The 22,468-nt window shown below is 60.1% G+C and carries 22 protein-coding genes and 2 pseudogenes; 13 read left to right on the forward strand and 11 right to left on the reverse strand.

Features of this window, described 5'->3' with window-relative positions:
* Positions 1-84 precede the first annotated feature (84 nt).
* A complete protein-coding gene (locus tag FFM53_RS28795; protein WP_138391032.1) occupies positions 85-372 on the forward strand; it encodes a DUF1236 domain-containing protein in 288 nt (95 codons plus the stop codon).
* Positions 373-428: 56 nt separating this feature from the next.
* Here the strand turns inward: FFM53_RS28795 and FFM53_RS28800 are convergent.
* Positions 429-1,557, reverse strand: a pseudogene (locus FFM53_RS28800) (glycosyltransferase family 2 protein).
* Between the two features lie 473 nt (positions 1,558-2,030).
* Here FFM53_RS28800 and FFM53_RS28805 point away from each other — a divergent pair.
* Positions 2,031-2,408 carry a response regulator gene (locus FFM53_RS28805; RefSeq protein WP_138391033.1) on the forward strand — a complete coding sequence of 126 codons (378 nt, stop codon included), beginning with the start codon at positions 2,031-2,033 and terminating at the stop codon, positions 2,406-2,408.
* Positions 2,409-2,580: 172 nt separating this feature from the next.
* Here FFM53_RS28805 and FFM53_RS28810 read toward each other — a convergent pair.
* The 3 genes and pseudogenes from FFM53_RS28810 to FFM53_RS28820 all read right to left on the reverse strand — a co-directional run.
* A pseudogene (locus FFM53_RS28810) lies at positions 2,581-2,748 on the reverse strand (DUF982 domain-containing protein); the annotation flags it as partial.
* Positions 2,749-3,609: 861 nt separating this feature from the next.
* Complete coding sequence (locus FFM53_RS28815; protein WP_138391034.1) at positions 3,610-3,846, reverse strand: hypothetical protein; 237 nt, start codon at positions 3,844-3,846, stop codon at positions 3,610-3,612.
* Between the two features lie 147 nt (positions 3,847-3,993).
* On the reverse strand, positions 3,994-4,176 hold the full coding sequence (locus FFM53_RS28820; protein WP_077988735.1) for a DUF3606 domain-containing protein: 183 nt from the start codon (positions 4,174-4,176) through the stop codon (positions 3,994-3,996).
* 333 nt (positions 4,177-4,509) lie between these two features.
* On the opposite strand from FFM53_RS28820, the gene ku (FFM53_RS28825) reads away from it, so the two are divergent.
* Genes ku (FFM53_RS28825) through FFM53_RS28835 form a run of 3 tightly spaced genes read left to right on the forward strand, consistent with a single transcriptional unit; the run spans position 4,510 to position 6,510 of the window.
* Positions 4,510-5,418 carry a non-homologous end joining protein Ku gene (ku, locus tag FFM53_RS28825; protein WP_138391035.1) on the forward strand — a complete coding sequence of 303 codons (909 nt, stop codon included), beginning with the start codon at positions 4,510-4,512 and terminating at the stop codon, positions 5,416-5,418.
* An 11-nt stretch (positions 5,419-5,429) separates the two neighbouring features.
* Positions 5,430-6,242: a non-homologous end joining protein Ku gene (gene ku, locus FFM53_RS28830; RefSeq protein ID WP_138391036.1), complete on the forward strand. Its 813-nt coding sequence runs from the start codon at positions 5,430-5,432 to the stop codon at positions 6,240-6,242.
* Positions 6,243-6,246: 4 nt separating this feature from the next.
* Positions 6,247-6,510 carry a hypothetical protein gene (locus FFM53_RS28835; RefSeq protein ID WP_138391037.1) on the forward strand — a complete coding sequence of 88 codons (264 nt, stop codon included), beginning with the start codon at positions 6,247-6,249 and terminating at the stop codon, positions 6,508-6,510.
* Between the two features lie 259 nt (positions 6,511-6,769).
* Here the strand turns inward: FFM53_RS28835 and FFM53_RS28840 are convergent, their stop codons facing one another.
* Positions 6,770-6,988, reverse strand: a complete 219-nt coding sequence (locus tag FFM53_RS28840) for a hypothetical protein (protein ID WP_138391038.1) — start codon at positions 6,986-6,988, stop codon at positions 6,770-6,772.
* Positions 6,989-7,280: 292 nt separating this feature from the next.
* Between FFM53_RS28840 and FFM53_RS28845 the strand changes: the two genes are divergently transcribed.
* Positions 7,281-7,919 carry a hypothetical protein gene (locus FFM53_RS28845; RefSeq protein ID WP_138391040.1) on the forward strand — a complete coding sequence of 213 codons (639 nt, stop codon included), beginning with the start codon at positions 7,281-7,283 and terminating at the stop codon, positions 7,917-7,919.
* A gap of 8 nt (positions 7,920-7,927) precedes the next feature.
* Here FFM53_RS28845 and FFM53_RS28850 read toward each other — a convergent pair whose 3' ends face one another.
* Genes FFM53_RS28850 through FFM53_RS28860 form a run of 3 tightly spaced genes read right to left on the reverse strand, consistent with a single transcriptional unit; the run spans position 7,928 to position 13,378 of the window.
* Positions 7,928-11,191 (reverse strand): error-prone DNA polymerase, encoded by a 3,264-nt coding sequence (locus FFM53_RS28850; RefSeq protein ID WP_138391041.1) that lies wholly within the window; start codon positions 11,189-11,191, stop codon positions 7,928-7,930.
* Complete coding sequence (locus FFM53_RS28855; RefSeq protein ID WP_173883671.1) at positions 11,188-12,699, reverse strand: Y-family DNA polymerase; 1,512 nt, start codon at positions 12,697-12,699, stop codon at positions 11,188-11,190. Before FFM53_RS28855 ends, FFM53_RS28850 begins: the two co-directional genes overlap by 4 nt.
* Positions 12,620-13,378: an ImuA family protein gene (locus FFM53_RS28860; RefSeq protein ID WP_138391084.1), complete on the reverse strand. Its 759-nt coding sequence runs from the start codon at positions 13,376-13,378 to the stop codon at positions 12,620-12,622. Before FFM53_RS28860 ends, FFM53_RS28855 begins: the two co-directional genes overlap by 80 nt.
* Before the next feature lie 174 nt (positions 13,379-13,552).
* Here FFM53_RS28860 and FFM53_RS28865 point away from each other — a divergent pair, with 174 nt between their 5' ends.
* Together FFM53_RS28865 and dinB are read left to right on the forward strand one after the other, a co-directional pair.
* Positions 13,553-13,816, forward strand: a complete 264-nt coding sequence (locus FFM53_RS28865; RefSeq protein WP_138391085.1) for a hypothetical protein — start codon at positions 13,553-13,555, stop codon at positions 13,814-13,816.
* A 3-nt stretch (positions 13,817-13,819) separates the two neighbouring features.
* Positions 13,820-14,911: a DNA polymerase IV gene (gene dinB, locus FFM53_RS28870; protein WP_173883672.1), complete on the forward strand. Its 1,092-nt coding sequence runs from the start codon at positions 13,820-13,822 to the stop codon at positions 14,909-14,911.
* A 437-nt stretch (positions 14,912-15,348) separates the two neighbouring features.
* Here the strand turns inward: dinB and FFM53_RS36950 are convergent, their stop codons facing one another.
* Complete coding sequence (locus tag FFM53_RS36950) at positions 15,349-15,507, reverse strand: hypothetical protein (RefSeq protein ID WP_343075050.1); 159 nt, start codon at positions 15,505-15,507, stop codon at positions 15,349-15,351.
* 148 nt (positions 15,508-15,655) lie between these two features.
* On the opposite strand from FFM53_RS36950, the gene FFM53_RS28880 reads away from it, so the two are divergent.
* From FFM53_RS28880 to FFM53_RS28900, 5 genes are all read left to right on the forward strand, one after another.
* Entirely contained in the window at positions 15,656-17,470 is a 1,815-nt protein-coding gene (locus FFM53_RS28880; RefSeq protein WP_138391043.1) for an adenylate cyclase, read from the forward strand.
* 104 nt (positions 17,471-17,574) lie between these two features.
* Positions 17,575-18,378, forward strand: a complete 804-nt coding sequence (locus tag FFM53_RS28885) for a DUF2092 domain-containing protein (protein ID WP_138391044.1) — start codon at positions 17,575-17,577, stop codon at positions 18,376-18,378.
* On the forward strand, positions 18,375-18,587 hold the full coding sequence (locus FFM53_RS28890) for a hypothetical protein (RefSeq protein ID WP_138391045.1): 213 nt from the start codon (positions 18,375-18,377) through the stop codon (positions 18,585-18,587). Before FFM53_RS28885 ends, FFM53_RS28890 begins: the two co-directional genes overlap by 4 nt.
* Positions 18,588-18,768: 181 nt before the next feature.
* On the forward strand, positions 18,769-20,247 hold the full coding sequence (gene gntH, locus FFM53_RS28895) for a guanitoxin biosynthesis MBL fold metallo-hydrolase GntH (RefSeq protein WP_138391046.1): 1,479 nt from the start codon (positions 18,769-18,771) through the stop codon (positions 20,245-20,247).
* Between the two features lie 53 nt (positions 20,248-20,300).
* Positions 20,301-21,383, forward strand: a complete 1,083-nt coding sequence (locus FFM53_RS28900; protein ID WP_138391047.1) for a CobW family GTP-binding protein — start codon at positions 20,301-20,303, stop codon at positions 21,381-21,383.
* On the opposite strand, the gene FFM53_RS28905 is transcribed toward FFM53_RS28900, so the two are convergent.
* Both FFM53_RS28905 and FFM53_RS28910 read right to left on the reverse strand, forming a co-directional pair.
* Positions 21,380-21,619: a hypothetical protein gene (locus FFM53_RS28905; protein WP_246413254.1), complete on the reverse strand. Its 240-nt coding sequence runs from the start codon at positions 21,617-21,619 to the stop codon at positions 21,380-21,382. The two genes, FFM53_RS28900 and FFM53_RS28905, sit on opposite strands and share 4 nt — an antisense overlap.
* Positions 21,620-22,062: 443 nt before the next feature.
* Positions 22,063-22,437 carry a response regulator transcription factor gene (locus tag FFM53_RS28910; protein ID WP_138391048.1) on the reverse strand — a complete coding sequence of 125 codons (375 nt, stop codon included), beginning with the start codon at positions 22,435-22,437 and terminating at the stop codon, positions 22,063-22,065.
* Positions 22,438-22,468: the final 31 nt, after the last annotated feature.

Genomic DNA, 22,468 nt, shown 5'->3' on the forward strand with positions numbered 1-22,468 from the left:
GCCGCAGGCATTCCATGTAGCGGAGGAACTATATCTTATCGGTGGCGTTTATCCGGACACTCAAAATCCTGGGAGGATAACAACATGAAAACACTGGTCATCTCTGCGGTAGCGCTGTTTCTGTCACTCGGAGGAGCGGCGGTCGCGCAGACGACGACGGTCGTCGTTCCCGGCGAGGTCAAGACCTATGTACTAAAACAGGAAACGCCATCCGTCACCTTTGAAGGTGACGTCGCAGTCGGTACGGCGCTTCCGGACACGGTCGAGGTCCACACAATCCCCGATCAACCTGATTACGGTTATGTGGTCGTCAACAAAAAACGTGTGCTCGTCAATCCGAAGACGCGCACGGTGATTGAGGTCGTCCAATAAATTGAAAGCATCGCGGGCCTGCTTCCAAGGCCCGCGATTCCTCTCCTCCGTCCGCATCAGGTGCCGTTCGCTCGGGGAGCGAGGGCTGAATTCAGCTTGGCATCCACCGCAGCCAGTCGCATCAGATGACGTCGTAATCGCGGGGTCTCCTTTGGGCATTCCAGACGCGAAGGAGCAATATGATCGTCGAATTTCAACCTCTTCATTCGCGGCTGATCTTCACGGTTTGCTGTGGTCGTCCCGAGACGAAGACAGTGTTGTATTCCGCGCAGACCCTTCTCGAGTACAAGCCGAACCACGAAACACGGGTCGCTTCGGAAAATCACCCCAATGGTCACGAGTGACAGATACGTTCTCCGAGCTTGTCGGAATTCCCAAAACGCATATTTCTGCGTGGCGTCGATTGCACTTCCGATCGCGTATCGGGGGACTTGCGGATTTGCGGCCAGGGAACGCCGGACGACTTCCAAAGCACTTTTACCCATTCGCAGATGATCGGAAGACATGCTGCCTGGATGCTTTCGATATCCCACCAGCCGTTCGGGAACGACTTCGATGAAGTAGCGTGCGGCTAGCTTGAGCTTGAAATCGAGGTCTTCGCAGCCTCCAATGCCGGCTGCTGCATATGAGCTATCAAACCCACCTATCGCAAGCGCGCCGGACGAGAAGCGCGCTTCCATTCCCTATATACTTAACATTCAGATGCCGAGCATAGATATATCCTCTTGCAACATCGGAACTGCCAGGGCGAATGATCTCGTCGTCGTCATTGATGATGTAATGCAGCGTATAGACCGCAGCCCAGTGCGAGGGCAACCGCTCGAGAGCGTCACCTGCTTTTCGATTTTCGTGGGGTGCCAGAGATCGTCCGCATCAGGAATGCCACGAATCGACCTGATGATGCCTCGATCCCAGTATTCCTTGCGGCGGCGACACCGCGGTTGGGGGTGGACAGGAGGCGGATCCGTGGGTCTGACGTGGCTATCTGCTCGACGAGTTTTGCCGTGTCGTCCGTGGAACCGTCGTTGACAACGACGATCTCCAGGGCGGCGTAGGTCTTCGCATAGCGGACCGAAGCGTGCGCTCAATGTAAGTGGAAGCATTGAAGGCCGGGATGACTACCGAGACCAGAGGCTGGTCAGAATGAAATGTGTCTGGTCGATCCTCATCTTTATATGAAAGCATTGCAGATCTCTCGCCACGTCATCCAGAAAGATACTTTCGTACAGGTGAAGGGACTGCTTTTTGATTTCTGCCGTTTTCGTACATTCAATTCGGGGCGGGCAAATCCCAGCCGCCGACATTGTTGGAACGCCGTCAACAAGCCTACACTCTAGCTTTGTTCTGCGGGCGCAAACGGACTTTGGTCTGACGTAGACCCTCTACTTTCGTAGAAGAGGGTAGATATGTCAGCCGCACGTTGGCGAACCCTGGAGTTCCAGGCAAGGCGTCAAGATCTGGTCCTCCGACACTTCGTACACGCGGGTCGCGCACAGGGGCCGGCGCCCGACCTCGGTGAGGCATCCGGATCTCGGACCTTAGTTGGGTATGCTTGAGACTGAAGTCCTACACGTGGAACGGCTTGTAGCGGGGAATGTTTTCGATTGGCGACGCCAGAGAGCGCCGCGCCGATTTTGTAGCCGCCCTGGAGACGAAACATGCGTCTGCTCATCGTCGAAGACGAACCGGGAATCGCTCTGGTGATCGAGGACGTCGCGATCGACGCCGGATTCGAAATCATTGGCATCGCGGGGAACATGTCAGAGGCTCTGGAGCTCGGCTCCGAAGCAGACATCGCCATCATCGACGTCCGGCTTGGGGATGGACTCACCGGGCCGTCCATTGCCCGCGCCCTCTTTTCCGGGTTCGGACTTGGTGTGGTGTATTTCACCGTGAACCCCGGCCTTATCGAAAACCCGGAGGGCCGATCTGTCGTCACCAAACCGGCGAGCCCCGAAAGAATAGTGGACGCGTTGTCCATGGCAGCCAAGAACGCAAGAACGCATCGCGTCGCGAGCGGGCCCACCTTCTCCTGAACGCTTGAGGCGCCGTTGATCGGCTTCCTCCCCCGAACCCAATGCTGCCGACACTATTCCTATTGTCGGTCAGGAGATGCACATGCCCGCTCCGCAATCGTATGACGCGCCGCCGTAACTGCTGCTCCGCTCGCCCGTTGTCCTCGGCGCCGGCTTGCGGCAAGGCATTCCGTCAGTGGACGACGGCAATCACGGGAATTCCGGCTTCCTCCGCAGCGTGAAGGAGTGCGGTACGCGCTGCCTTTGCTGGGATATTACCCTGAATGGCATCGAGACATGTTTTTACCGACGCGATGTATTCCTTGCCATCGTCGGTCGGCCATACGGCGACTAGGGCTTCAAGGTCACAACGGTCCCGCTGTCAACAATGATCCAGAGAGTCCGGACCATATCTGCCGCTTCGCGAAGGGTTGCCGAGATATTCGCTTGGGAAAATGTGACGACGCCTTTTGCCACGATATCCAGCCGGACGATTGCATCGTGTTCGGTACCACCTCCAGGGATGCCAGCATGCTCGCGCAGATCGCGCACTGTAGTCATCGCGCGAAGCAACAAGCTCTCGATTCGCCCGCGGTCAGGCGGTCGACTTCTTTCGCCGCCCTCACGAGTTCTGCGACGAACCCCGGGATGCTGCTCGTCTCCGCAGTTATCGTCATCATCCCTCGAATTCAGCGCCGGGCAGCCAACCGCGCGTATAGCCCCTTGCTGATGCATGCCCGGGCGATTGCAAGCTGCTCGCACAGCCGTTCGCGATCCTTGAGCAGAGCATCGATGGTTGCGCGCGGATCCCCTCCGTGCCAAGCCATAGCTGCGTCGACGGGGTTGGATTCCGGTGTCGTACGACGTTCGGCAAGCATGTCGGATCCTAGTCATTTCAGGGAGAGCATGCTCGGAGACAATGTTGCGGGAGCGAACTGCGTGATGCAACGGAGCGCGGATGCGCGAGCATCGAAAAGCTAGACACCAGAACGAGTCGTAGCAAGGATTCGTTGAACGCTGAGCAGGTCACAAGATGCGGCGTGTCCTGAGGCTTGAATTCCCCCTTGCTGCCGGAACAAAGATGAGGACGGGGGGAAACCGATGAAAATGCTGATAATGCTTGCAGTCGGAATGGTGGCGTTCGATGACGTTGCCGCGGACTATCCCACCAATGGCATGCAGTGCGAATTCCTCTAGTTCAGCCCGAGATGATTTTGGCCTGTCAATGCACTGAGCTCGAAGATGGCGCGTTTGCGCGCGTGGCGGCCAGCCCGACGTAAGTGCCGATCAGAACGGTCGCCATCTCCTTTACCGAGCGACAGCCCTCGTTGTAGAGTTCGATGGCGGCATCACACAAAAAAGAGGACGCTTGATCGTCCCACTCCACCTCGTAGTACCGATACCATTCACGGACCGCCTTCGACATCAGCAGATGATCTTCCTGTATGCACTTGGACATGCGTTACCCCAGACATGGAGGTGGCAGGCCTGCGTGGCTATGACTGCTCCGTTACGACCGAGCGGCGTCGCCATATCCCGGACTAGGAAAGACAGGACACCCACGGGGACTGCCTCGTCCGTGGACAGGGCAACGCCGCTCGGTCGTCTAACGGCGACCAATCTCGGCCTCGACCTTCTTCCGTGAGTTTCCAGCGCTCTTCACGGCCTTCTTGACGGCATCTTTCGAGACGCCTTCCTTCGTTGCTTCGTACTTGACCTCGTGATCCTGGCCGCCGGCCACGCGGGCTCGATCCTGTGCGCGGCCGCGGGATGTCGGTGTCTGTGCCATCGGGCTTCTCCTCGGAATGAGCGTCCGCAGTAGAAACTCACAACGATTCCGGTGGTTCCCGGGAGATAGTGGATGATGATGATGCTTTGAAGCGGCTGCGGAATTCCCTAAGCGGTGCCCGCCATTGTGCTGGAGGAAGGTGGTTGCTTAGTCTCGAACTGAACAAATCTCCACCGCTTTCCACTACTGCCAGGCGCAATTCGACCATCGGAGACGGCGGAATCAATTTGGGAGAGAAATTCCGCAAAGCATTGAAAAATGATTCGTTTGGAGTCGGAACGAATCACCCTGACACGTCTTTGAGTCGCGTATTAATGATTCGGAGTATTTGTCATGCCGTCAGGACAGCGTGCGCAGTGGAAAGGCTTTCTGAAGTTCGGTGAGGTAAGCTGCGGCGTCGCTCTCTACACGGCAGCCTCGACCAGCGACCGCATCACCTTCAACACCATCAACAAGGCCACGGGCAACCGCGTCAACCGCATCTTCATAGACAGCGAGACCGAGGATCCGGTGCCGAAGGAAGCCCAGACCAAGGGCTTCGAGATCGAGAACGGCCAGTACATCATCATCGATCCCGAGGAAGTTTCCGCCGCGATCCCTGAGAGCAACAAGACGCTCGAGATCGAGGCGTTCATCCCCTGCTCCGACGTCGACGACGTCTATTTCGACAAGCCGTACTACCTCACGCCCGACAAGATGGGCGGAGACGCGTTCGCGGCTCTCCGCGATGCGATGAAGAAGTCGATGGTCGCGGCCATCGCCCGCACCGTCCTATTCCGTCGAATGCGTACGGTGCTGATACGGCCGCACGGCAAGGGCCTGATCGCCAGCACGCTCAACTACGACTACGAGGTTCGTTCCTCCGAAAAGGCTTTCGAGGAGATGCCCAAGCTCAAGATCCAGGGCGAGATGCTCGATCTCGCCAAGCACATCATCAGCACCAAGAAGGGCGAGTTCGATCCGGCGACCTTCGACGACCGCTACGAAGCCGCCGTCGCGGATCTGGTGAAGGCGAAGCTGGAAGGCAAGTCGCTTCCGAAGCCGAAGAAGGTGCAGGTCTCGAAGCCCAACGATCTGCTGGCCGCGCTCCGAGAGAGTGCTGGGATGATGAAGGCCGCTGACGACAAACCGAAACGCACTGCGGCCAATGCCAATCAAGGCACTGGCAGGCAGCGCGCCGCGCGCGGAGCGGCTTCGAAAGCCGCCTCTTCCGGTGCCGCTCCGCGGCGCAAGGCCAGCTAGGGGGATAGGTCATGGCTCCGAAATATTACTGGAAAGGCTATCTCAAACTCTCTCTGGTCACCTGCCCTGTGGCAATGACCCCGGCTACGAGCGAAAGCGAGAAGGTTCGCTTCCATACACTCAACAAGGAGACGGGCAACCGCGTCGTTTCCCGGTACATCGATTCCGTCACGGGCAAGCCCGTCAAGGACGAGAACGAAGCCAAGGGCTACGCTCGCGGGGAGAACGACTACGTTATCCTCACCGAAGACGATCTGGATGCCGTTGCGCTCGACACGGTAAAGACGATCGACATCGACAGGTTCGTCCCGGCCGACAGCATCGAGTGGATCTACCTTGAGAAGCCGCATTACCTGATGCCGAACGACGCCGTTGGCAACGAGGCATTTGCGGTGATTAGGGATGCCATGAAGGCCGACAAGGTTTTCGGAGTGTCGAAGCTCGTGATGGGCCGCCGAGAGCGGGCGGTCGTCCTGGAACCGCGCGGCGAAGGCATCGTGCTCTGGACTTTGCGTTTCGGCGACGAGGTTCGACCGGAGGAGAATTACTTCGAAGACATCGACGAGCAGGCCGATCCGGATCTCATTCCCCTTGTGCAGCAGCTCATCAAGCAGAAGACCGCGCGCTGGTCTCCGGACATGGTGAGTGATCCAATCCAGGAGAGCCTGCTCAAGATCATCGCTGAGAAGAAGAAGGCGCTGAAGCCGGAAAAGGCGGCGAAGGGGAAGGCGGCCGAAGTCGCTCCGAAGTCCAATGTGGTCAGCATCATGGATGCGCTCCGGAAGAGCGTTGAGGCAGATCTTAAAGGTAGGAAGTCAGGGTAGTCAGATGCACTTGCTGGAAACGAAGATTGTTCACGAGAAAACCGGATGGCGGGTAGACTTTGTCGGCGACGACGGGGAAGCGGTGTCGATCAAGGTGGCGGACGGTCACGCTGCAAGCGAAGACGAGGCCATTGAGCGTGCGAAAGAGGTCATGGTTCAGTTGACGGCATATGGCACGCGTGGCGGCGGCCGGAACATCAACCCGTACGATGCCGCCAGCAATGGAAACTTTGACGACGATGAGCCGTTGCTGGATACGCGGCACTGATCCGCCTTGAGGAAACTCCAGCCTCTCAGCAACAAAAAAGGCCGGGGCGAAACCGCACCGACCTTCCTCATCATCGCCTTCTTACCAGTGCCAGTACATCCGTGGGCAAAAGCATTTCAGCAATGCGGCGTTGCGAGCAGCGAATTCAGCGCTCATCAGCAAGGCCTATGAGAGAGTTCTACCTGTGAAGTGTGTCCGCAACAAGTCTCAACTAGAAAATTACCCGAAGGGATGTGCCAGCCGGCTTCCCGGGCCTGCGTCAGGCCTGGGAAGCCGGCCAGTCGTTTGACGGTTCCTCGACAGCCTCGTCCGATTGGTCGTCTGCGGGATCCGGGTTGCGGTCGTACGCGACCCTCAGGCGGTCGAGTTCATTCTGGATGGCATCGTAGACGTCCGTCACCTTTGCGCCTTTCACCACGAACGTGTCGATGAAATCTTCGAGCTTCAGGCTCAGGTCGTCGCGCCAGTCCTTGGTCATTGCCCGTTCTCCCGCTGAAGGCGAATCCCTCTGCAAAGAAGGCCCCACGTCGGGCAATGTACGGACGGGCGTATGCTTGGAGAAGCGCCCTCGTCGGGTTCGGGATCGGGAAGCGGTTCCTCGCCGGGTATCCGGTCAGGATCGCGCGGTGGCGTGTCGACGGGCGGCGGCGACGGCGGCGGCACAATGGGTTCGTTTGGCACAGACATGGGGTTCCTCCTCGCTGCGAGAACGTGGGAATTGATCCCAAGTTCCGTTGACGCGCGGCCCCTTCAACACCATCTGCTGCGACATGCCCAAGACGAAGACGAAAAGCAAGGAAGGCGACGATCCCGAGCTGATCAGGGAGTGGCCGCTTCCCGTGGTGGCGACCCTCGGATCTGGTGTGAGGGTGAAGGGGATCCTGCAGGAAATCCGCTCGCGACTACCATCCCCGGTGCGGACGTCGCTGGATATGCAGGCAGGCGGGCTCATCCTCGTCATGCCAGAGACTGCGAAGACAGCATTCAAGGCGACGGCATCGGCCGTTTCCAGCGCACTGGACGGCATCGCAGACCTTCCGATCATTCCTCGTGAGATCGAGGATATCCTGACGATCACGGCATCAGAGCGGAAGCGCTGGCTCGAAGACGGTCGCCTGCCCAGCGCCGGAACGCGAACGGTGAGGCTGCAAGGGCGCGCAAGGAAGATCACCTTTCACGTATTCGACCCCCGAGTCGTCGAAGATCTGCTCGACCGTGGCGCCATGGATGAATGGCGAGAGGAGGACGCAGCGGCGAAAGCGGAAAATCGCAGGCGGGCCGCGTATCAGGCGAAGCTGACGCGTTCGCTGAAGAAAAAGGAAAAAGCCAAACAGACTGAACGAGCCGATGAAGCCGCGACCGGCTTGAGCGGATGGGACGAATTCGGGAGCGACGGTCTCCTTCGGTAGGATTGCCGTCAGTGGAAGTTTCGTGCCTTCACTTTGAGCGTATCGATGTGCAGATCTCTGACGAAGATATCCCTCGGCTCGGGCAGAGGCTTCGGTCGATCCCGCGAATCCGAACTTCCGGGAGAGCCATGCGCGAACTCGTCGCCCCTGCCTGTCGGTAGCCTGAAATCAATGTCGCGATCTGCTAGACCGGATAGATCGCCGGACAGGTCGAAGAGCTGCTGTGCAACAAGATGGACGACATCGCCCTCCCTCTGGATCTTCCCATTGATCGCCATCATCGATGATCCGAGCACCACGCGACGGCGCTTTTCGAACAAGGATGGCCAGACCACCAGGTTGGCAGGACCCGTTTCGTCCTCGATGGTGATGAACATCACGCCTTTTGCCGATCCGGGCTTCTGCCTGACCAGAACAAGGCCCGCGGTCATCAGCCAGCGGCCGTCGCGAGCGTTCATCGCTTCCGAGCACGTGACGATGTTCTTCTTCTGCAGATCCTTCCGCAGGAAGGCGAGCGGATGCTCGCGTAGCGTCAGCCCCGTGTGGCTGTAGTCGGCGATGACATTGTGCCCGTCGGTCATCTGCCGGAGCGCGACCTCCGGTTCCTGCTGCTCCGCGATCGCTTTCATCTCGCGCTCGGCAGCGGCCGCGAACAGAGGGAGCGGCTCGTCACGGAGGGCCTTGATCGCCCAGATCGCATCACGTCTCTCAAGTCCCATAGACGGCAGATATGCATCGGCATCGGCGAGCTGCTTCAGAGCCTCGGACGGAACGCCCGAACGCCGCCACATGTCGTCGATGCTCTCGAATACCGTATGCATCCGGGCGGCGACAATCCGAGCGGCATCGGCGGCCGCCAGTCCCTTGACCATCCGCATTCCGAGACGAACGGCATGTCCGTCGCTGTTGACGACGCGTTCGAGCGTGCAATCCCAGCGAGATCGGTTCACGCACACTGGGAGAACTTGCACGCCGTGGTTCTTGGCACATCCGACGATCTGCGCCGGAGCATAGAAGCCCATAGGCTGGGAATTCAGGAGCGCCGCGCAGAAGGCATCCGGATAATGGCACTTCACGAAGCTGGAGGCGTAGGCGATGAGAGCGAACGAGGCCGCATGGCTTTCGGGAAAACCATAGGATCCGAATCCCTCGAGCTGTGAGAAGGTCTTCTCTGCGAACTCTGCGGTGTAGCCATTCTTGACCATCCCGGATACCAGCTTGTCCTTGAACCTCGATACGCCGCCCGTGAACTTGAAGGTTGCCATGCTCTTCCGGAGCTGGTCGGCCTCCCCGCCCGTGAACCCGGCGCAGACCATAGCCACGCGCATCGCGCTTTCTTGGAAGAGTGGCACTCCGAGGGTCTTCCCGAGAACGGCCTCCAGCTCCGGTGTCGGGTATTCGATCTTTTCCTTGCCTTCACGGCGGCGAAGATAGGGGTGGACCATATCGCCTTGGATCGGCCCCGGCCTGACAATCGCGACCTGAACCACGAGATCGTAAAAGGTCTGCGGTCGAAGCCTCGGGAGCATCGACATCTGCGCGCGGGATTCAATCTGGAACGTGCCCAAGGTGTCAGCCTTCCGGATCATCGCGTAGGTCGCTGAATCTTCCTGTTCGATCTTCGCGAGATCGAGATCTTCGTGCTTGTGCTCGCGGATGAGATTGAATGCCTTCGACATGCAGGTGAGCATGCCCAAGGCCAATACATCGACCTTCATGAACTTCAGCGCCTCGACGTCGTCCTTATCCCATTCGATGATCTGCCGATCTTTCATGCTGGCAGGTTCGATTGGCACGAGATCGTCCAATCTGTCGTGGGTAAGGACGAAGCCGCCAGGATGCTGGCCGAGGTGACGCGGCGCGCCCATGAGCTGCTGAGCCAGCTTCAGCGTAAGTACGAGACGGCGGTCTTCAGGGTTGAGGTTCAGCTCGCGGACGTTCCGATCCGAAACCTCCTCCGACCATGACCACATTCCCGACGACAGGGCCTTGATCACGTCCTCGGGCAGTCCGAGCGCTTTGCCGACATCGCGGATTGCGCCCTTCGCCCGATACCGAGTAACCGTCGCGCAGAGAGCGGCCTTCTCGCGGGTGTAGGTCTTGTAGATCCACTGGATCACTTCCTCACGACGCTCATGTTCGAAGTCCACGTCGATATCTGGCGGCTCATCACGCTCCTGAGAAACGAAGCGCTCGAAGAGTAGATCGTTCGTCGACGGGTCGATGCTCGTTATGCCCAGGACATAGCAGACGGCGCTGTTGGCGGCCGATCCCCTACCCTGACACAGGATTCCTTGGGACCGTGCGAACTTGACGATACTGAAAACAGTCAAAAAGTACGGCGCGTACTTCATCTTCTGTACGAGATCGAGCTCGTGACGGATCGTCTTCAGTACATCGGTCGGCAGACCTTCCGGATACCGATGCGGCACGCACTCCCACACATACTGCTCCAAGGACTCCTGCGCCGACTTGCCGGGGACGATCGCCTCTTCTGGATACTGATAGGTGAGCTCTTCCAAGGAGAACCTGCAGCGATCGACGATCTCCACCGTGCGCCTGAGCGCTTCCGGATAGCGCGGGAACAGACGCGCCATCTCGTCGGGAGGCTTGAGATACCGGTCTGCATGGCGCTCGCGCTCGAACCCGACGGTGTCGATTGTGGTGTTGTGCCGGATGCAGGTCACAACGTCTTGTAGCTGCCGCCTGCCCGGCTCGTGGAATAACACGTCGTTCGTGACGACCGTCTTCACCCTGAACTTCGTCGCCATATTCGACAGGTCATGTAGCCGCAACTGATCGTTCGGGCGCCGTCGGAGACAGAGCGAGAGATATGCCCGGTCGCCGAATATCTCCGCCATCTTCCTGAGCTGGACCGCGCATCTCTCGTCGGGCAGATCCGGTAAAAGGATGCCAATCATGCCGTCGGAATACGCAACGACATCATCCAGGTGCAGAATGCAGTTGTTCTTGCCGCCTCGGGACTTACCCAGCGTGATGAGGCGTGTCAGCCGGGAGTAAGCGGCGCGGTCGGTGGGGTAGACGAGGATCGACATCCCGTCCTGCAAATCGAGGCGACAGCCGACGACAAGCCGGATCCCGGTCGACCGCGAGGCTTCCAGCGCCCGAACAATCCCTGCAAGCGAATTTCTGTCGACGATGCCGACGGCATCGATCCCCAGCATCTTGGCGGTCTCGAACAGCTCCTGCGCCGAACTCGCACCCCGCAGGAACGAAAAATGTGTCGTGACCTGCAGCTCCGCGTATCTCATGCGAAGACCCCGTGCACGAACCATTTATGGCTGCCTGTTTCCGTATCGACGCCATCGCCGGACCGGAAGATCCAGAGCCGCTCACCGCCCTCGTCCTCGATCACGAAATAGTCGCGGACCGCCGCCATCTCGGAGTTGCGTTCCCACCATTCCCCGAAAATCCGCTCTGGCCCATCGGCGTTCTTCACCTTCCGGCGCTTGCCCCGCCACATGATCCAGACGGGCGGATGGTCTGGCAGCAGCGCCATCACATCGACCTGGTCCGGCCGCGCCAGCAGGCGGACCGGGCGTCGCCAGTGATTGACCCACGAGGCCTCTACCGGATCGGATGCGGCACCGATCCTCCGGACGGAACGCTCGGGAACGTCGGAAGCAACGGGGGCGACGCGATAGACGCGTTGGCCACGGTTGCCGTAGATGTCGATTAGCGGCGTGAGGTCCACGACCTCGTCTTCGACCAGCAACGACGACTTCTGGGCTTCCTCCAGCGGCTCCGCCATGACCGCCACTAGCGTCATCTTCTCGATACCGAAGCCGGGTTCGATCTTCTCGGTTCTGTCTTTGAATAGCTTCGTCAGCCAGGCGACATCGCGCGCGGGTTTGGCGGTCCCGGCGCGGATGGCTTGCCGGGTGCCGTCGACCGTCTCGACAATAAGGTCGGCGCGACGGACGCCGAGACCCCTTCTCTGTAGCTCATCGACAAGCTGGACGACCAGCCGGGCGACATACTTGTTGATGGTCTCCGCGGCGCCGATGGGTTCAGCGAACGCCCTACTGACTTCGACAAGCTCGGCTGTTCGGATGGGATCGATAGGCTCCGGTGTGCGGCCGAACATTTGGTCGAGGCGGCGGCCGATTTCCGGCCCGAAGCGGAGCGTCAGCGGGGCACGTGGCGTATTGGCGAGTTCGCCGATGGTCTTGAAGCCGAGCGTCCGCAGATCACCGACGATCTTCTCCGGAAGGCGCAGAAGGGAGAGCGGCAGCTTCTCGACCGCCCGAACGGTCTCGCCTCTCGGAACGATAACGGTCTCGCGGCTGATCGCTCTGGCGCACGCGTTGGCGGCGCCCCATGTCTCGGCGATCGCAACCCGCGCCGTCAGGCCCTTAGCGCGGAAGCGGTTGGCGATGCTCGTCAACATGCGCTCCTCGCCGCCCTGCAAATGGTCCGCGCCTTCCGTGTCCATGACGATGCCGTCCGGCGCGTCGATGGCGACGATCGGCGAATACTGGCTCAACGCCCACATGGTAATGCGCTCGAGCGCTGCGGCATCGGCGGCGAGATCGGCGTCGATCATCCGGAGGCCCTGGAAGAGTGCCTGTGCCTTGGCGGCCGGCATGCCCAAATGGACACCAGCCTTCCTGGCTGCGGCGTCAGCGGCCGACACCCATCGCTTGGAACCGCTCTTCGAAATGACGGCGATCGCCTGCTCAACGGGAATAGCGGGATCGGCCCGCCTGATCCTGTCCGTCGGCAGATCGGGAAAAAATATCGATACGACCCTCGGCATCGCAGGCTCCTACTTCGAACTCGGCGCACTCACCCGCTTTCACCCTCATCAATTCCAGAAACCACCTCGCCCGCCCGACGCCCGGAACCGGCAGCTCCTCGCTTGGAATGACGCTCACCCTCCAGCGCGTGGTCGCGGCAGTCGGCTGGCCGAAGTCGCTAGCCTCGGTCTGCCGTCGCCACCGCCGCACCGCGAGCGCCATCGTGCCGGTCTTCTCGGCAGCAAGCTGCAGTCGCCGGGAGGCCGCCATCGGCAGGCGGACGATCTCGCCAATCACCGCGCCGAGACCGCCGTACGAGAGGCCCTCCTCCATGTTGGCAAGGACGTCCTCCTCCTTGTCGGACTCGACGAAGACGACCCGGTTCGGATGCAGACCCGCCTGCGCCAAGGCCGGGAAGAACAGGTCGGGACGTGTCAGGCACCAGACGACCTTGCCTTTGGTACGAGCCGCTATCCCGGCCACGAACGGGGCGGCGGCCGCCCCATCTACGGTGCCCGCCCCGCCGCCAGCACACTCGTGCAGCGCCCCATAGGCCAACCCACCGCCCGGAAGCCGATCGTCGATTTGTGCGAGGCCGAAAGGCAAAACGCCTCGCTTGCGCTGACTGGCGCTTTCCAGGTGCGCAATCTGCTCGCGCAGGCTGTCGAGGACGGCGTTTGAAGCGGCGGCTGAGTTCATGATCTCCCTTTGTCGGCAACCCGTTTTCAGCTTGAGCAACAGTAATATGTTCTGTATTTGTTCTTAAGGCGTAAATGAGTCAATGCGCATGTAACCCGCTGAAGTTGAGCACGGGTGCAAAGCAGAAAAATCGCCAGCGGATTCAATCGGATGGTAAGGAAGGAATATTTTCGGATGCGCCGAACGCGGCTTGTGGACGATGCGATGCCGACACTGAAAGATCACAAGGTGCCGGTGGTCGAACTCATCTGCCTCCTCTGCGATCGCCATAGTGCGCTTGAGCGGAAAACGTTGGTGAAAGCGTTTGGCGCAAGCGTCACCTTCGCGGAAATCCGCCGGCGCATGGCCATGGGCTGCGAGCGGATGCAGACGACCAAGGGTGACAAGTGTGGGGCATACTTCCCATGTTTGAGTCATGGTCTCGCTGATGGAAGCTAGATAATGACAGACGAAGACAACCGCGAACGGCCGCGCAAGATCGTGCATGTCGACATGGACGCCTTCTACGCATCGGTCGAGCAGCGCGACAATCCGGAGCTGCGAGGTGTGCCGGTTGCTGTCGGCAGTCCTGCTGCCCGCGGGGTCGTAGCGGCCGCCAGCTACGAGGCACGCAAATTCGGCGTCCATTCCGCCATGCCGTCGGTGACTGCGCAGCGGAAATGCCCCGATCTTGTCTTCGTCAAACCCCGCTTCGACGTCTACAAGGCCGTCTCGCTGCAGATCCGCGCCATCTTCGCCGAATACACGCCGATAATCGAGCCATTGTCGCACGACGAGGCATATCTCGACGTCACTGAAAATCTCAAAGGCATGGAGATCGCCACTGAGATCGCCGCCGAAATCCGCGCCAGGATCAAGGCAGCGACAGGACTGACCGCATCCGCCGGCATTTCGTACAACAAGTTCCTCGCCAAGATGGCATCCGACCAGAACAAGCCGGACGGCCAGTTCGTCATCACGCCGAAGAACGGTCCAGCCTTCGTCGAGCGCCTGCCCATTAAGAAGTTTCACGGCGTCGGGCCGGCGACGGCCGAGAAGATGTATCGGCTCGGGATCGAGACCGGAGCGGACCTCAAGGAGAGAACGCTCGACTTTCTCGTCGAACATTTCGCAAAGTCGGGGCCGTATTTTTATGGCATCGCCCGCGGCATCGACAATCGCCAGGTCAGACCGGACCGGGTGCGGAAGTCCGTCGGTGCGGAAGACACTTTCTCTGCGGACATCCATTCTTATGGACCCGCGCGCGAAGGGCTTCAGACGCTGATCGAAAAGGTATGGGGCTATTGCGAGGCCAATGAAATCGGTGCCAAGACGGTGACGCTCAAGGTCAAATATGCCGACTTCAGCCAGATCACCCGCAGCAAAACCGTTCCGGCACCTCTGTCCGCGATCACCGATCTTGAGGAGGTGGTCGACCTGCTCCTCGCGCCAATTTTCCCGCCGCGAAAAGGCATACGTCTGCTCGGCGTGTCGCTGTCTTCGCTGGAACGGAGGAGGCTTGAAACGACGCCGCAGTTGCGGCTGGCGCTTTAGACGCCGAGGAATGGCTGGAAGGGATCCCCACGGGACAGTGTGAGAAACGAACACTCCAGCTTTATGGAAGCCATCGAACCAAAGTTCCCCATCGCCTGGTAAGGCACATAACTGCACGGTATTGCGGGCATAGACAGTGGCATCGAACGTGTCGGGCTTCTGCTGCGCTATGACTGCACCTTCTTCCACCCTGCCAAGCTGGGCGAGACAGGCCGCCTGGTTCAACCTGAAAAAATATGGCGGATTGCTGAGGGTTCCCGATGCTGCCAGGGCAGCGCCAAGTAGTAGCAATCACCTGCGACAGCGAACTACACAGATGTAACCTACACCTTGCAAATCAGCGTTTCGGGAAAGGCACCACCGCTGCAAGGTCGAGGGCCGCATTGATTTCCGTCGCCAGTTCCTCGACGAGTTCGGTGTATTCGACGCTGCGGCTGTCACGACGCGGATCGGGAGAAGACTGCCATTTCCTGTACTCGGCTTCTGGCGTAATCGGCGCAAATGTCCCTGAAGCTTTGGTTGCGGGCCAGCAGCTCGTCGATCGCCTGAGTGCGGTCAGGAAAGCGGTTTTTGACAGCAGTCCCGTTGTCAGCCATCAGCTTGTTTTCCTCCTTGTATGCTTACACAATAACACTACTGCAACGCCTGCCTAACAGGACATTACCTTGGATAGGCCGGGATAGGGGAGTGTGTTACTGTAACATACGGGGAATAGGCGGGTGACTCTGGGGAGAGGAGCGGGCCGTGCTGACAACAACAGACGTCAAAGACCACAAGCTGCCCTGCGAGGAGGAGATTCGCGCCCAACTGCACCGCATCATCAACAGTACCGAGTTTCCGAACGTCGGCCGCGGAGCCGCCTTTCTCAGCTTCATCGTGGAAGAGACGCTGGCCGGGCGTGCGAGCCGCATCAAAGGCTACGCCATCGCTCTTGAGGTCTTCAAGCGTGACGAGAAGTTCACGCAAGAGGACCCCGTCGTCCGGATCCAGGCCGGACGGCTCCGGCGCGTGCTCGAACGCTACTACCTCACTGCCGGGCAGGCGGATCCGATACGCATCGGCATTCCGAAGGGCGGATATGCCCCGGTTTTCACATGGAGCGTCCCCGCATCGATCGAGCCGGAGCATGACGAGGCGGGTTCTGCAGAGGGAATTGAGCGCCACATTCCTGTCAATCAGTCGTGGTGGATCGCGCAGTGGCGGACAGTCTCCGGCCTCGCCGCCGTCGCTTTCATCTTGGTGGCCGCGGCCTACTGGATCTCGCGCCCTGCTTTCGCTCCGGCTGACGAAGCGACCGTCATCGGACCTGACGAGCCGACCTTGGTTATCGCCCCGTTCGCCGATCTGGGGGAAGGGCCGCAGGCCAAGCTCTATGCTCGCGGTCTCACCGAAGAACTACTGACGTCATTGCCACGCTTTAAGGAAATCAAGGTGTTCGGGCGCGAGACCTCGAACGGGCTGCTACCGGATGTTGACGTCAGGCAGGTCCGCGATCAGATCGGCGCTCGCTATCTGTTGTCAGGCGGCGTCAGAGTGGCCGGAGACCACATGCGTGTGACCGCTCGTCTTGCAAACACCAGCGACGGCGCGATCCTGTGGTCGCAGATCTACGACAACGACCTGCGCTCCCGTGACCTGTTTGCGCTCCAGACGGATGTGGCGAGCCAAGTCGCCACAGCCGTCGCGCAGCCGTACGGCATCGTGGCCCAGGCCGATGCCGCCCGCCCACCGCCGGACGATCGCGGCGCATATGAGTGCACCTTGAGTTTCTACGACTACCGCGCCGAAGTCAGCCCGGAACGCCATGCTGTCGTCCGCGACTGTCTGGAAAGTGCGGTGGCCCGCTATCCGACCTTTGCAACGGCGTGGGCGATGCTGTCTCTCATCTATCTCGATGAGGGAAGGTTCAAATTCAACCCCCGCGCAGCCGCCATCAGCCCATTGGAGCGGTCGCTTCAGACGGCACGGCAGGCGGCACGGGCCGAACCCGGCAACACCCGTGCCCTCCAGGCCTTGATGACTGCGTTGTTCTTCAACCGGCAGCCGGAGGATGCGATCCGTGTCGGTGAGCAGGCCTTGGCGATCAATCCAAATGATACCGAATTCATCGGAGAGTTCGGACGGATCCTCTGCCTAACCGGACAATGGGAGCGCGGCGCGGTGCTTCTCGACCGTGCCGTCGCACTCAATCCGGGCGGCGGGGGCTTCTACCGAGGATCTCGCGCCCTGGCCTCCGCCATGCTGGGGGACCACCGACGCGCGGTGCAGGAGATCAGACAGGCCGACGCACAGGCGTTCCCGCTTTTTCATCTGGTTGCGGCGATGATCTATGCGGAAGCGGGGATGGAGATGGACGCGCGTCGGGAAGGTGAGATCTTCGTAAAGATGATGCCTGGGTTCCTGCCCAACGTCGTAGCCGAGTTGAAGTGGCGCAACATGCCGCCCGACGACCAGTCCCGTTTCCTGGCTGCGATGCGCAAGGCCGGCATGGCGGTTCCGGATAATGCTGAATCCACGGTCAAACCATCAACGGCGGCCTCGGACCTTCAGCCCCGCTGAGGTCGAAAGCTACACGGGTGATACCTGATGTTACATGCGCCTTCTAGCGAAGGCGCGTAGTCTCTGACGGCTGCCCGATGACCGGGCAAGGCATGGGAGGGCATATGATGAGCACGACGATGCGAAATGCCACGCGCGCCGCAAGGAACGGACTGCTGTCGACGGCACTCGCCGTCTTCATGTCATCGACCGTGGCGCATGCGGGTGAGGCGGAGGCCAAGAGCCTCCTCAAAGCGATGTCGGACTATCTGGCGGCGCAGAAGGCGATCTCGTTTTCCTACGACGGCGATCTTGAGATCGTAACCAAGGATCACCAGAAGCTGCTTCTGGCAAATTCCGGCAGGATCGACCTCGGACGCCCGGACAAGGTCCGTGCGACACGCAAGGGCGGGTTTGCCGATGTGGAGATGAGCTTCGACGGCAAGACGGTCACTCTTTTTGGAAAGGACGCCAACGCCTACACCCAGAAAGAGCTTCCCGGCTCGGTCGAAAACCTGATCGATGCGCTGCGCGACAAGCTTGGCCGGCCGTTACCCGCCGCCGACCTGCTGCTCCCGAACGTCTATGAAGAACTGATGAAGGACGTGACCGACGTCAAGGATCTTGGCAGCGGCGTGATCGGTGGCGTCGAATGCGACCACCTGGCATTCCGTACCCCCGAAGTGGACTGGCAGATCTGGATCGCGCAGGGAGACCAGCCTTATCCCTGCAGGTACATCATTACGTCGACAAAGGTCGATCAGGGGCCGCAGTACAGCATCCGCATCTCCGACTGGAAGACCGGCATTGACGTTGTGGCCGCCGATTTCACGTTCGATAACAAGACCGGGGCGAAACAGGTCAGCATGGAATCCCTTCCGGATATCGATGACCTGCCAGCTCACTTCGCAATGGGAGAAGCCAAATGAACGTGTCACGGAAATTGAAAATTGCGTTGTTCGCCGTGGTCGTCGGCCTGTTCAGTCTGGAGGCTGGCGAGCAGGTTTCCTTCCCCGGCGTGTCCGGCTTCGTTTCGAGCGCCGAGGCCCGCGTCGGCCGTCCGCTCACGCCTGTGAGCGTCGCTGGTGTAGCGCGCCGGACAACAAGGCGATGTGTGAGCGGCGTATACAACTGCTGACCTGAGTGAGCGGCCGCCGGGCGAGACCCCGGCGGCCGTCCATCGACAAACGAGCTTTCCCTTGGAAGTGTAGTTTCCGGCGGATGCAGATGCCCGCTTGAATCGGTTTTTCTCGGCCGCCCACCTGCAACCATTTCGTCCAGCCGTTAAGTTTGGAAGAGCAGATAGAGGAGAACACGTCATGACAGATGATACGGACGGCGGTCAGCGGCGCATGAGCCGCCGCGACGCCCTCAAGACGGCGGGTCTGGCCGGAGCTGCGGTTCTGTCGACGACCGCGGTGGCATCGGCGCAGGCGCAAGAGGAGGCTGTGACCGCAAGGAACCCGTACGGCGGCGTGCCGAGCGGCGGGATCACGCTGCCACCTTATTACCGACCGACGCCCTATCTCGTCAGCAACAACATCTACTATCCAGGCCAGGAGCAGGTCGGCCCCGACGAGATGCGGATCTCGTTCATTGGCAGTACGCCCATCCCGGTCACGAAGACGCAGGCCGGCACCTGCATCATGATTGAACTTGGCAACGGCAACCGGTTCTTCTTTGATTTTGGCTCGGGCTGCATGCGCAACATCATCGCGATGGCCGTGCCGTTGCAGACGGTCAACGACATCTTCTTCACCCACCTCCATGTAGATCATTATGCGGACCTTCCGTATCTCTACGCGTTCGCGCCGTGGATGGGGCGTTGGAAGCCGTTGCGCGTCCATGGGCCATCGGGCCGGACGCCGAAGGACGGCATCAAGCACATGATCGATGGCATGAAGATGATGACCCATTGGCACACGGACTCCTTCAACGCCCTCCCGATCGGCGACGGCTACGAGATCGAGGTCAACGAGTTCGACTTCCGCGACGACAACGGCATCTGCTACGACAAGGATGGTGTTGTCATTCGCCATTGGCGGCGCGCGCATACGAAGGACGGTGCCTCGGCCTACAGGCTTGATTGGAACGGGCTGTCGTTCGTCTGGACCGGCGACGGGCGGCCGGACGAACTTTCGCTGGAACTGGCCAAGGGTGTGGATGTCTTCGTGACCGAAGTTCAACCGGACACCGCCAATCTCCAAGCGTTGAAATTCGGCATGCCGCCAGTCATGGTCACCAATACGATCGACCAGGCCCACAGCCCACATTACGCAGTCGGCTATATGTTCGACAAGATTCAGCCGCGTCTCGCCATGGTGACGCATCTGAGCTACGACGAGGAGCTGATCCCGGAGATCACCGCCGGAATCCGCACCCACTATAGCGGACTGTTCCAGTTCGGCGCGCCCGACGTCGTGGTCGTCAATGTCACGAAGGACGCCGTCTGGACGCGCAAGGCTGCGCTTCCCGAAGCGGGCAACATGGCGCGTCCGAGCCCGAAGGAAGCCATCGGCCTGTTCGACCTCAGCCCGGCGAATCTAAAGGTCAAATTTCCAAATCCACGGCATACCGTCGCCGACGTGCAGGAGCAGGCCGTCCGCGATCGGGAGATCGATCCGAAGAAGTACTATCCATCCGACGTGTATCGCGAGCCGCAGCCGAACTTCCCGCAGGACTTCACGATCGATGTCCGCGAGATAGTTCTCATGAAGGCAAAATCGGCACAGGCGAAGCTCTCCACCAAGAGTGCGGAGATTCAGGCAATCATCGATGCGATCGAGGCGGTAAAATAGGGCTGGCAATCGCGGCATCAGCATCTGTCTGGAAACTCCGGAAGGAAATCAAGATGACGTCAACCAACCAACCCGGCACGAACGCCGTCCCCCTGACGGTTCTCACCGGCTTCCTGGGCGCTGGAAAGACAACGCTTTTGAACCGCATTCTTTCCGGCGACCACGGCCTCCGAGTTGCAGTGCTGGTCAACGACTTCGGGTCGATCAATATCGATGCCGAACTCGTGGTCGGCATCGAAAGCGACGGGGATGTGATCAATCTCGCCAACGGGTGTGTCTGCTGCAACATTCGTGAGGATCTGGTCACCGCGGTCACGCAGGTGATGGCCCGTCCCGAACAGCCCGAATATATCCTGCTCGAGGCGAGCGGGGTGGCCGACCCGTCCGGTATCGCGCTGACCTTCATGGACGAGGACATGCGGGACCGCATCCGGTTGGACAGCATCATGTGCGTCGTTGACGCGGAGCAGATCTTCGCGGCGCCTGAGATGATGGAACTGAAGCTTCGCCAGGTGGCGTTCGCGGATCTGCTCATTCTCAACAAGGTCGATCTTGTCGCCCCCGAACAGATCGGCCGGATCAAGGCCTGGCTCGACGACCGCTTCCACCGATACCGGCTCGTCCGGACATCCCTCGGCAACGTGCCCCTGGAGATCCTGCTGTCGGTCGGTCGTTTTGATCCCTTGCAGCTCGAAGCCATATCCCCGATTGAGGATTCTGGTCATTCTCCGGACTGTCGCGATCACAATTGCGGACATCGCCTACACTATCACAGGCAAGACCACGCGCAGGTCTTCAGCACGTGGAGCTACGAGACGACAGAGCCGCTGTCGCTCGAAGCCGTGCGGGAGGCGGCGCAGAAACTGCCCGCCAGCATCTATCGATGCAAAGGCTTCCTCCACACTGTCGAAGAACCGGGCCGCCCGGTCATCCTCCAGGTCGTCGGCAAGCGGGTGGATATCGTGGTCGGGGACGAATGGAACGGCCGGGAACCGCAGTCCCGCATTGTCGCCATCGGAGCGCATGATGGAACGGATGCAGCGGCACTGCGCCAGCTCTTCGACCGGTGCCATGTAGAGCCGCCGCAGGTGTTCGCGCCGCCCGCGGCCTCCAGTCGGATGTTTGCCCTGTCCTAGAAGTGGAACGACAATCGGGTGAACAGCCCGTGCTGCGTGGCATCGTAGCGGAAGCCGTCGTCGCTGTAGTCGGTATAGAGCGCCCGGTAGCCGAAGGACGATGAGATCGTGTCGGTCCAGTTGTAGCCCACCGTTGCCATTCCCTGCAGGGTGAGGTCCGAAGCAATGCCGAACCCGCCCACATCGGCCATCACATCGACGAACCATCGGTCATTGATGTCGTAGTGCAACGCCATGCCGACGATCGGATCGACCCAGCTCTGCGACCCGCTTCGATTGGTTCCCGGAAAGAAGAGGCATCGGCTTGTTGAGCCGAGCCTCGCGCAGTTAGCGTGCGTGCATGGGCGTCGGCGTTCCCGTACCTGGCCCCGCCATTTCGATTACTCGACATCGTCGCCGGGTGTCGGACCGAGGGCGCGGGTTGCGAACGAACGACTTGTCTGCCCGCTTGATCGACCACTGACCGGAACCTCATTGAACGCGACTCCGTGCGCAGCGATCTCCGCTGACGGAAAAGTTGCAAATCGTCGATGTTAAATCCAGTCCGATGCTCTCCGACGCCTACGATCGCGTCTACAGCAATGGTCATCGCGACGGACGGATCGAAGCACTCATCATGATGTCCGGCCCCAAACGCAAGACTATCAACGACACCGGCACGAAGGACTCGCACAACTGTTCACGGATCATCCAATGCCTTATTGATGGCCGCAATCAGCGCGGCTCCGGAAAATTGCTTCTGCAGATAAGCAACGCATCCCACCTTTTCGGCCTCCGCCTTGACGGAGGCGGTTTCCAGTGCCGTGATGAAAATCACCGGAAGGGTTGTGCCCTCGGCCTTCAGCCTGCGTTGCAGATCGATGCCGGACATGCCACCGAGGTCGATATCAAGGACAAGGCAATCTATCGCTGTTTTGGGATCGCGAGCGAGAAAGGCCTCGGCGGATGCATACTCCATGGCCAGAAAACCGTAGGCGTTGAGCAGCCGCCCGAGGCTGCGCCGTAGGCTTGCATCATCATCGACGACAGCGACCGTGCGGCGAAGGTTCTCCACCTCATGCCCCCTCTTTCGAACATATGAGAGA

The organism is Rhizobium indicum (assembly GCF_005862305.2).
Lineage (GTDB): Bacteria > Pseudomonadota > Alphaproteobacteria > Rhizobiales > Rhizobiaceae > Rhizobium > Rhizobium indicum.

Bases quoted from the DNA above. Each gene is read 5' to 3' on its own strand.
- FFM53_RS28795 (WP_138391032.1), top strand. From the start codon at position 85: ATGAAAACACTGGTCATCTCTGCGGTAGCGCTGTTTCTGTCACTCGGA.
- FFM53_RS28805 (WP_138391033.1), top strand. From the start codon at position 2,031: ATGCGTCTGCTCATCGTCGAAGACGAACCGGGAATCGCTCTGGTGATC.
- FFM53_RS28815 (WP_138391034.1), bottom strand. From the start codon at position 3,846: ATGTCCAAGTGCATACAGGAAGATCATCTGCTGATGTCGAAGGCGGTC.
- FFM53_RS28820 (WP_077988735.1), bottom strand. From the start codon at position 4,176: ATGGCACAGACACCGACATCCCGCGGCCGCGCACAGGATCGAGCCCGC.
- ku (WP_138391035.1), top strand. From the start codon at position 4,510: ATGCCGTCAGGACAGCGTGCGCAGTGGAAAGGCTTTCTGAAGTTCGGT.
- ku (WP_138391036.1), top strand. From the start codon at position 5,430: ATGGCTCCGAAATATTACTGGAAAGGCTATCTCAAACTCTCTCTGGTC.
- FFM53_RS28835 (WP_138391037.1), top strand. From the start codon at position 6,247: ATGCACTTGCTGGAAACGAAGATTGTTCACGAGAAAACCGGATGGCGG.
- FFM53_RS28840 (WP_138391038.1), bottom strand. From the start codon at position 6,988: ATGACCAAGGACTGGCGCGACGACCTGAGCCTGAAGCTCGAAGATTTC.
- FFM53_RS28845 (WP_138391040.1), top strand. From the start codon at position 7,281: ATGCCCAAGACGAAGACGAAAAGCAAGGAAGGCGACGATCCCGAGCTG.
- FFM53_RS28850 (WP_138391041.1), bottom strand. From the start codon at position 11,191: ATGAGATACGCGGAGCTGCAGGTCACGACACATTTTTCGTTCCTGCGG.
- FFM53_RS28855 (WP_173883671.1), bottom strand. From the start codon at position 12,699: ATGCCGAGGGTCGTATCGATATTTTTTCCCGATCTGCCGACGGACAGG.
- FFM53_RS28860 (WP_138391084.1), bottom strand. From the start codon at position 13,378: ATGAACTCAGCCGCCGCTTCAAACGCCGTCCTCGACAGCCTGCGCGAG.
- FFM53_RS28865 (WP_138391085.1), top strand. From the start codon at position 13,553: ATGCGCCGAACGCGGCTTGTGGACGATGCGATGCCGACACTGAAAGAT.
- dinB (WP_173883672.1), top strand. From the start codon at position 13,820: ATGACAGACGAAGACAACCGCGAACGGCCGCGCAAGATCGTGCATGTC.
- FFM53_RS36950 (WP_343075050.1), bottom strand. From the start codon at position 15,507: ATGGCTGACAACGGGACTGCTGTCAAAAACCGCTTTCCTGACCGCACT.
- FFM53_RS28885 (WP_138391044.1), top strand. From the start codon at position 17,575: ATGATGAGCACGACGATGCGAAATGCCACGCGCGCCGCAAGGAACGGA.
- FFM53_RS28890 (WP_138391045.1), top strand. From the start codon at position 18,375: ATGAACGTGTCACGGAAATTGAAAATTGCGTTGTTCGCCGTGGTCGTC.
- gntH (WP_138391046.1), top strand. From the start codon at position 18,769: ATGACAGATGATACGGACGGCGGTCAGCGGCGCATGAGCCGCCGCGAC.
- FFM53_RS28900 (WP_138391047.1), top strand. From the start codon at position 20,301: ATGACGTCAACCAACCAACCCGGCACGAACGCCGTCCCCCTGACGGTT.
- FFM53_RS28905 (WP_246413254.1), bottom strand. From the start codon at position 21,619: ATGGCGTTGCACTACGACATCAATGACCGATGGTTCGTCGATGTGATG.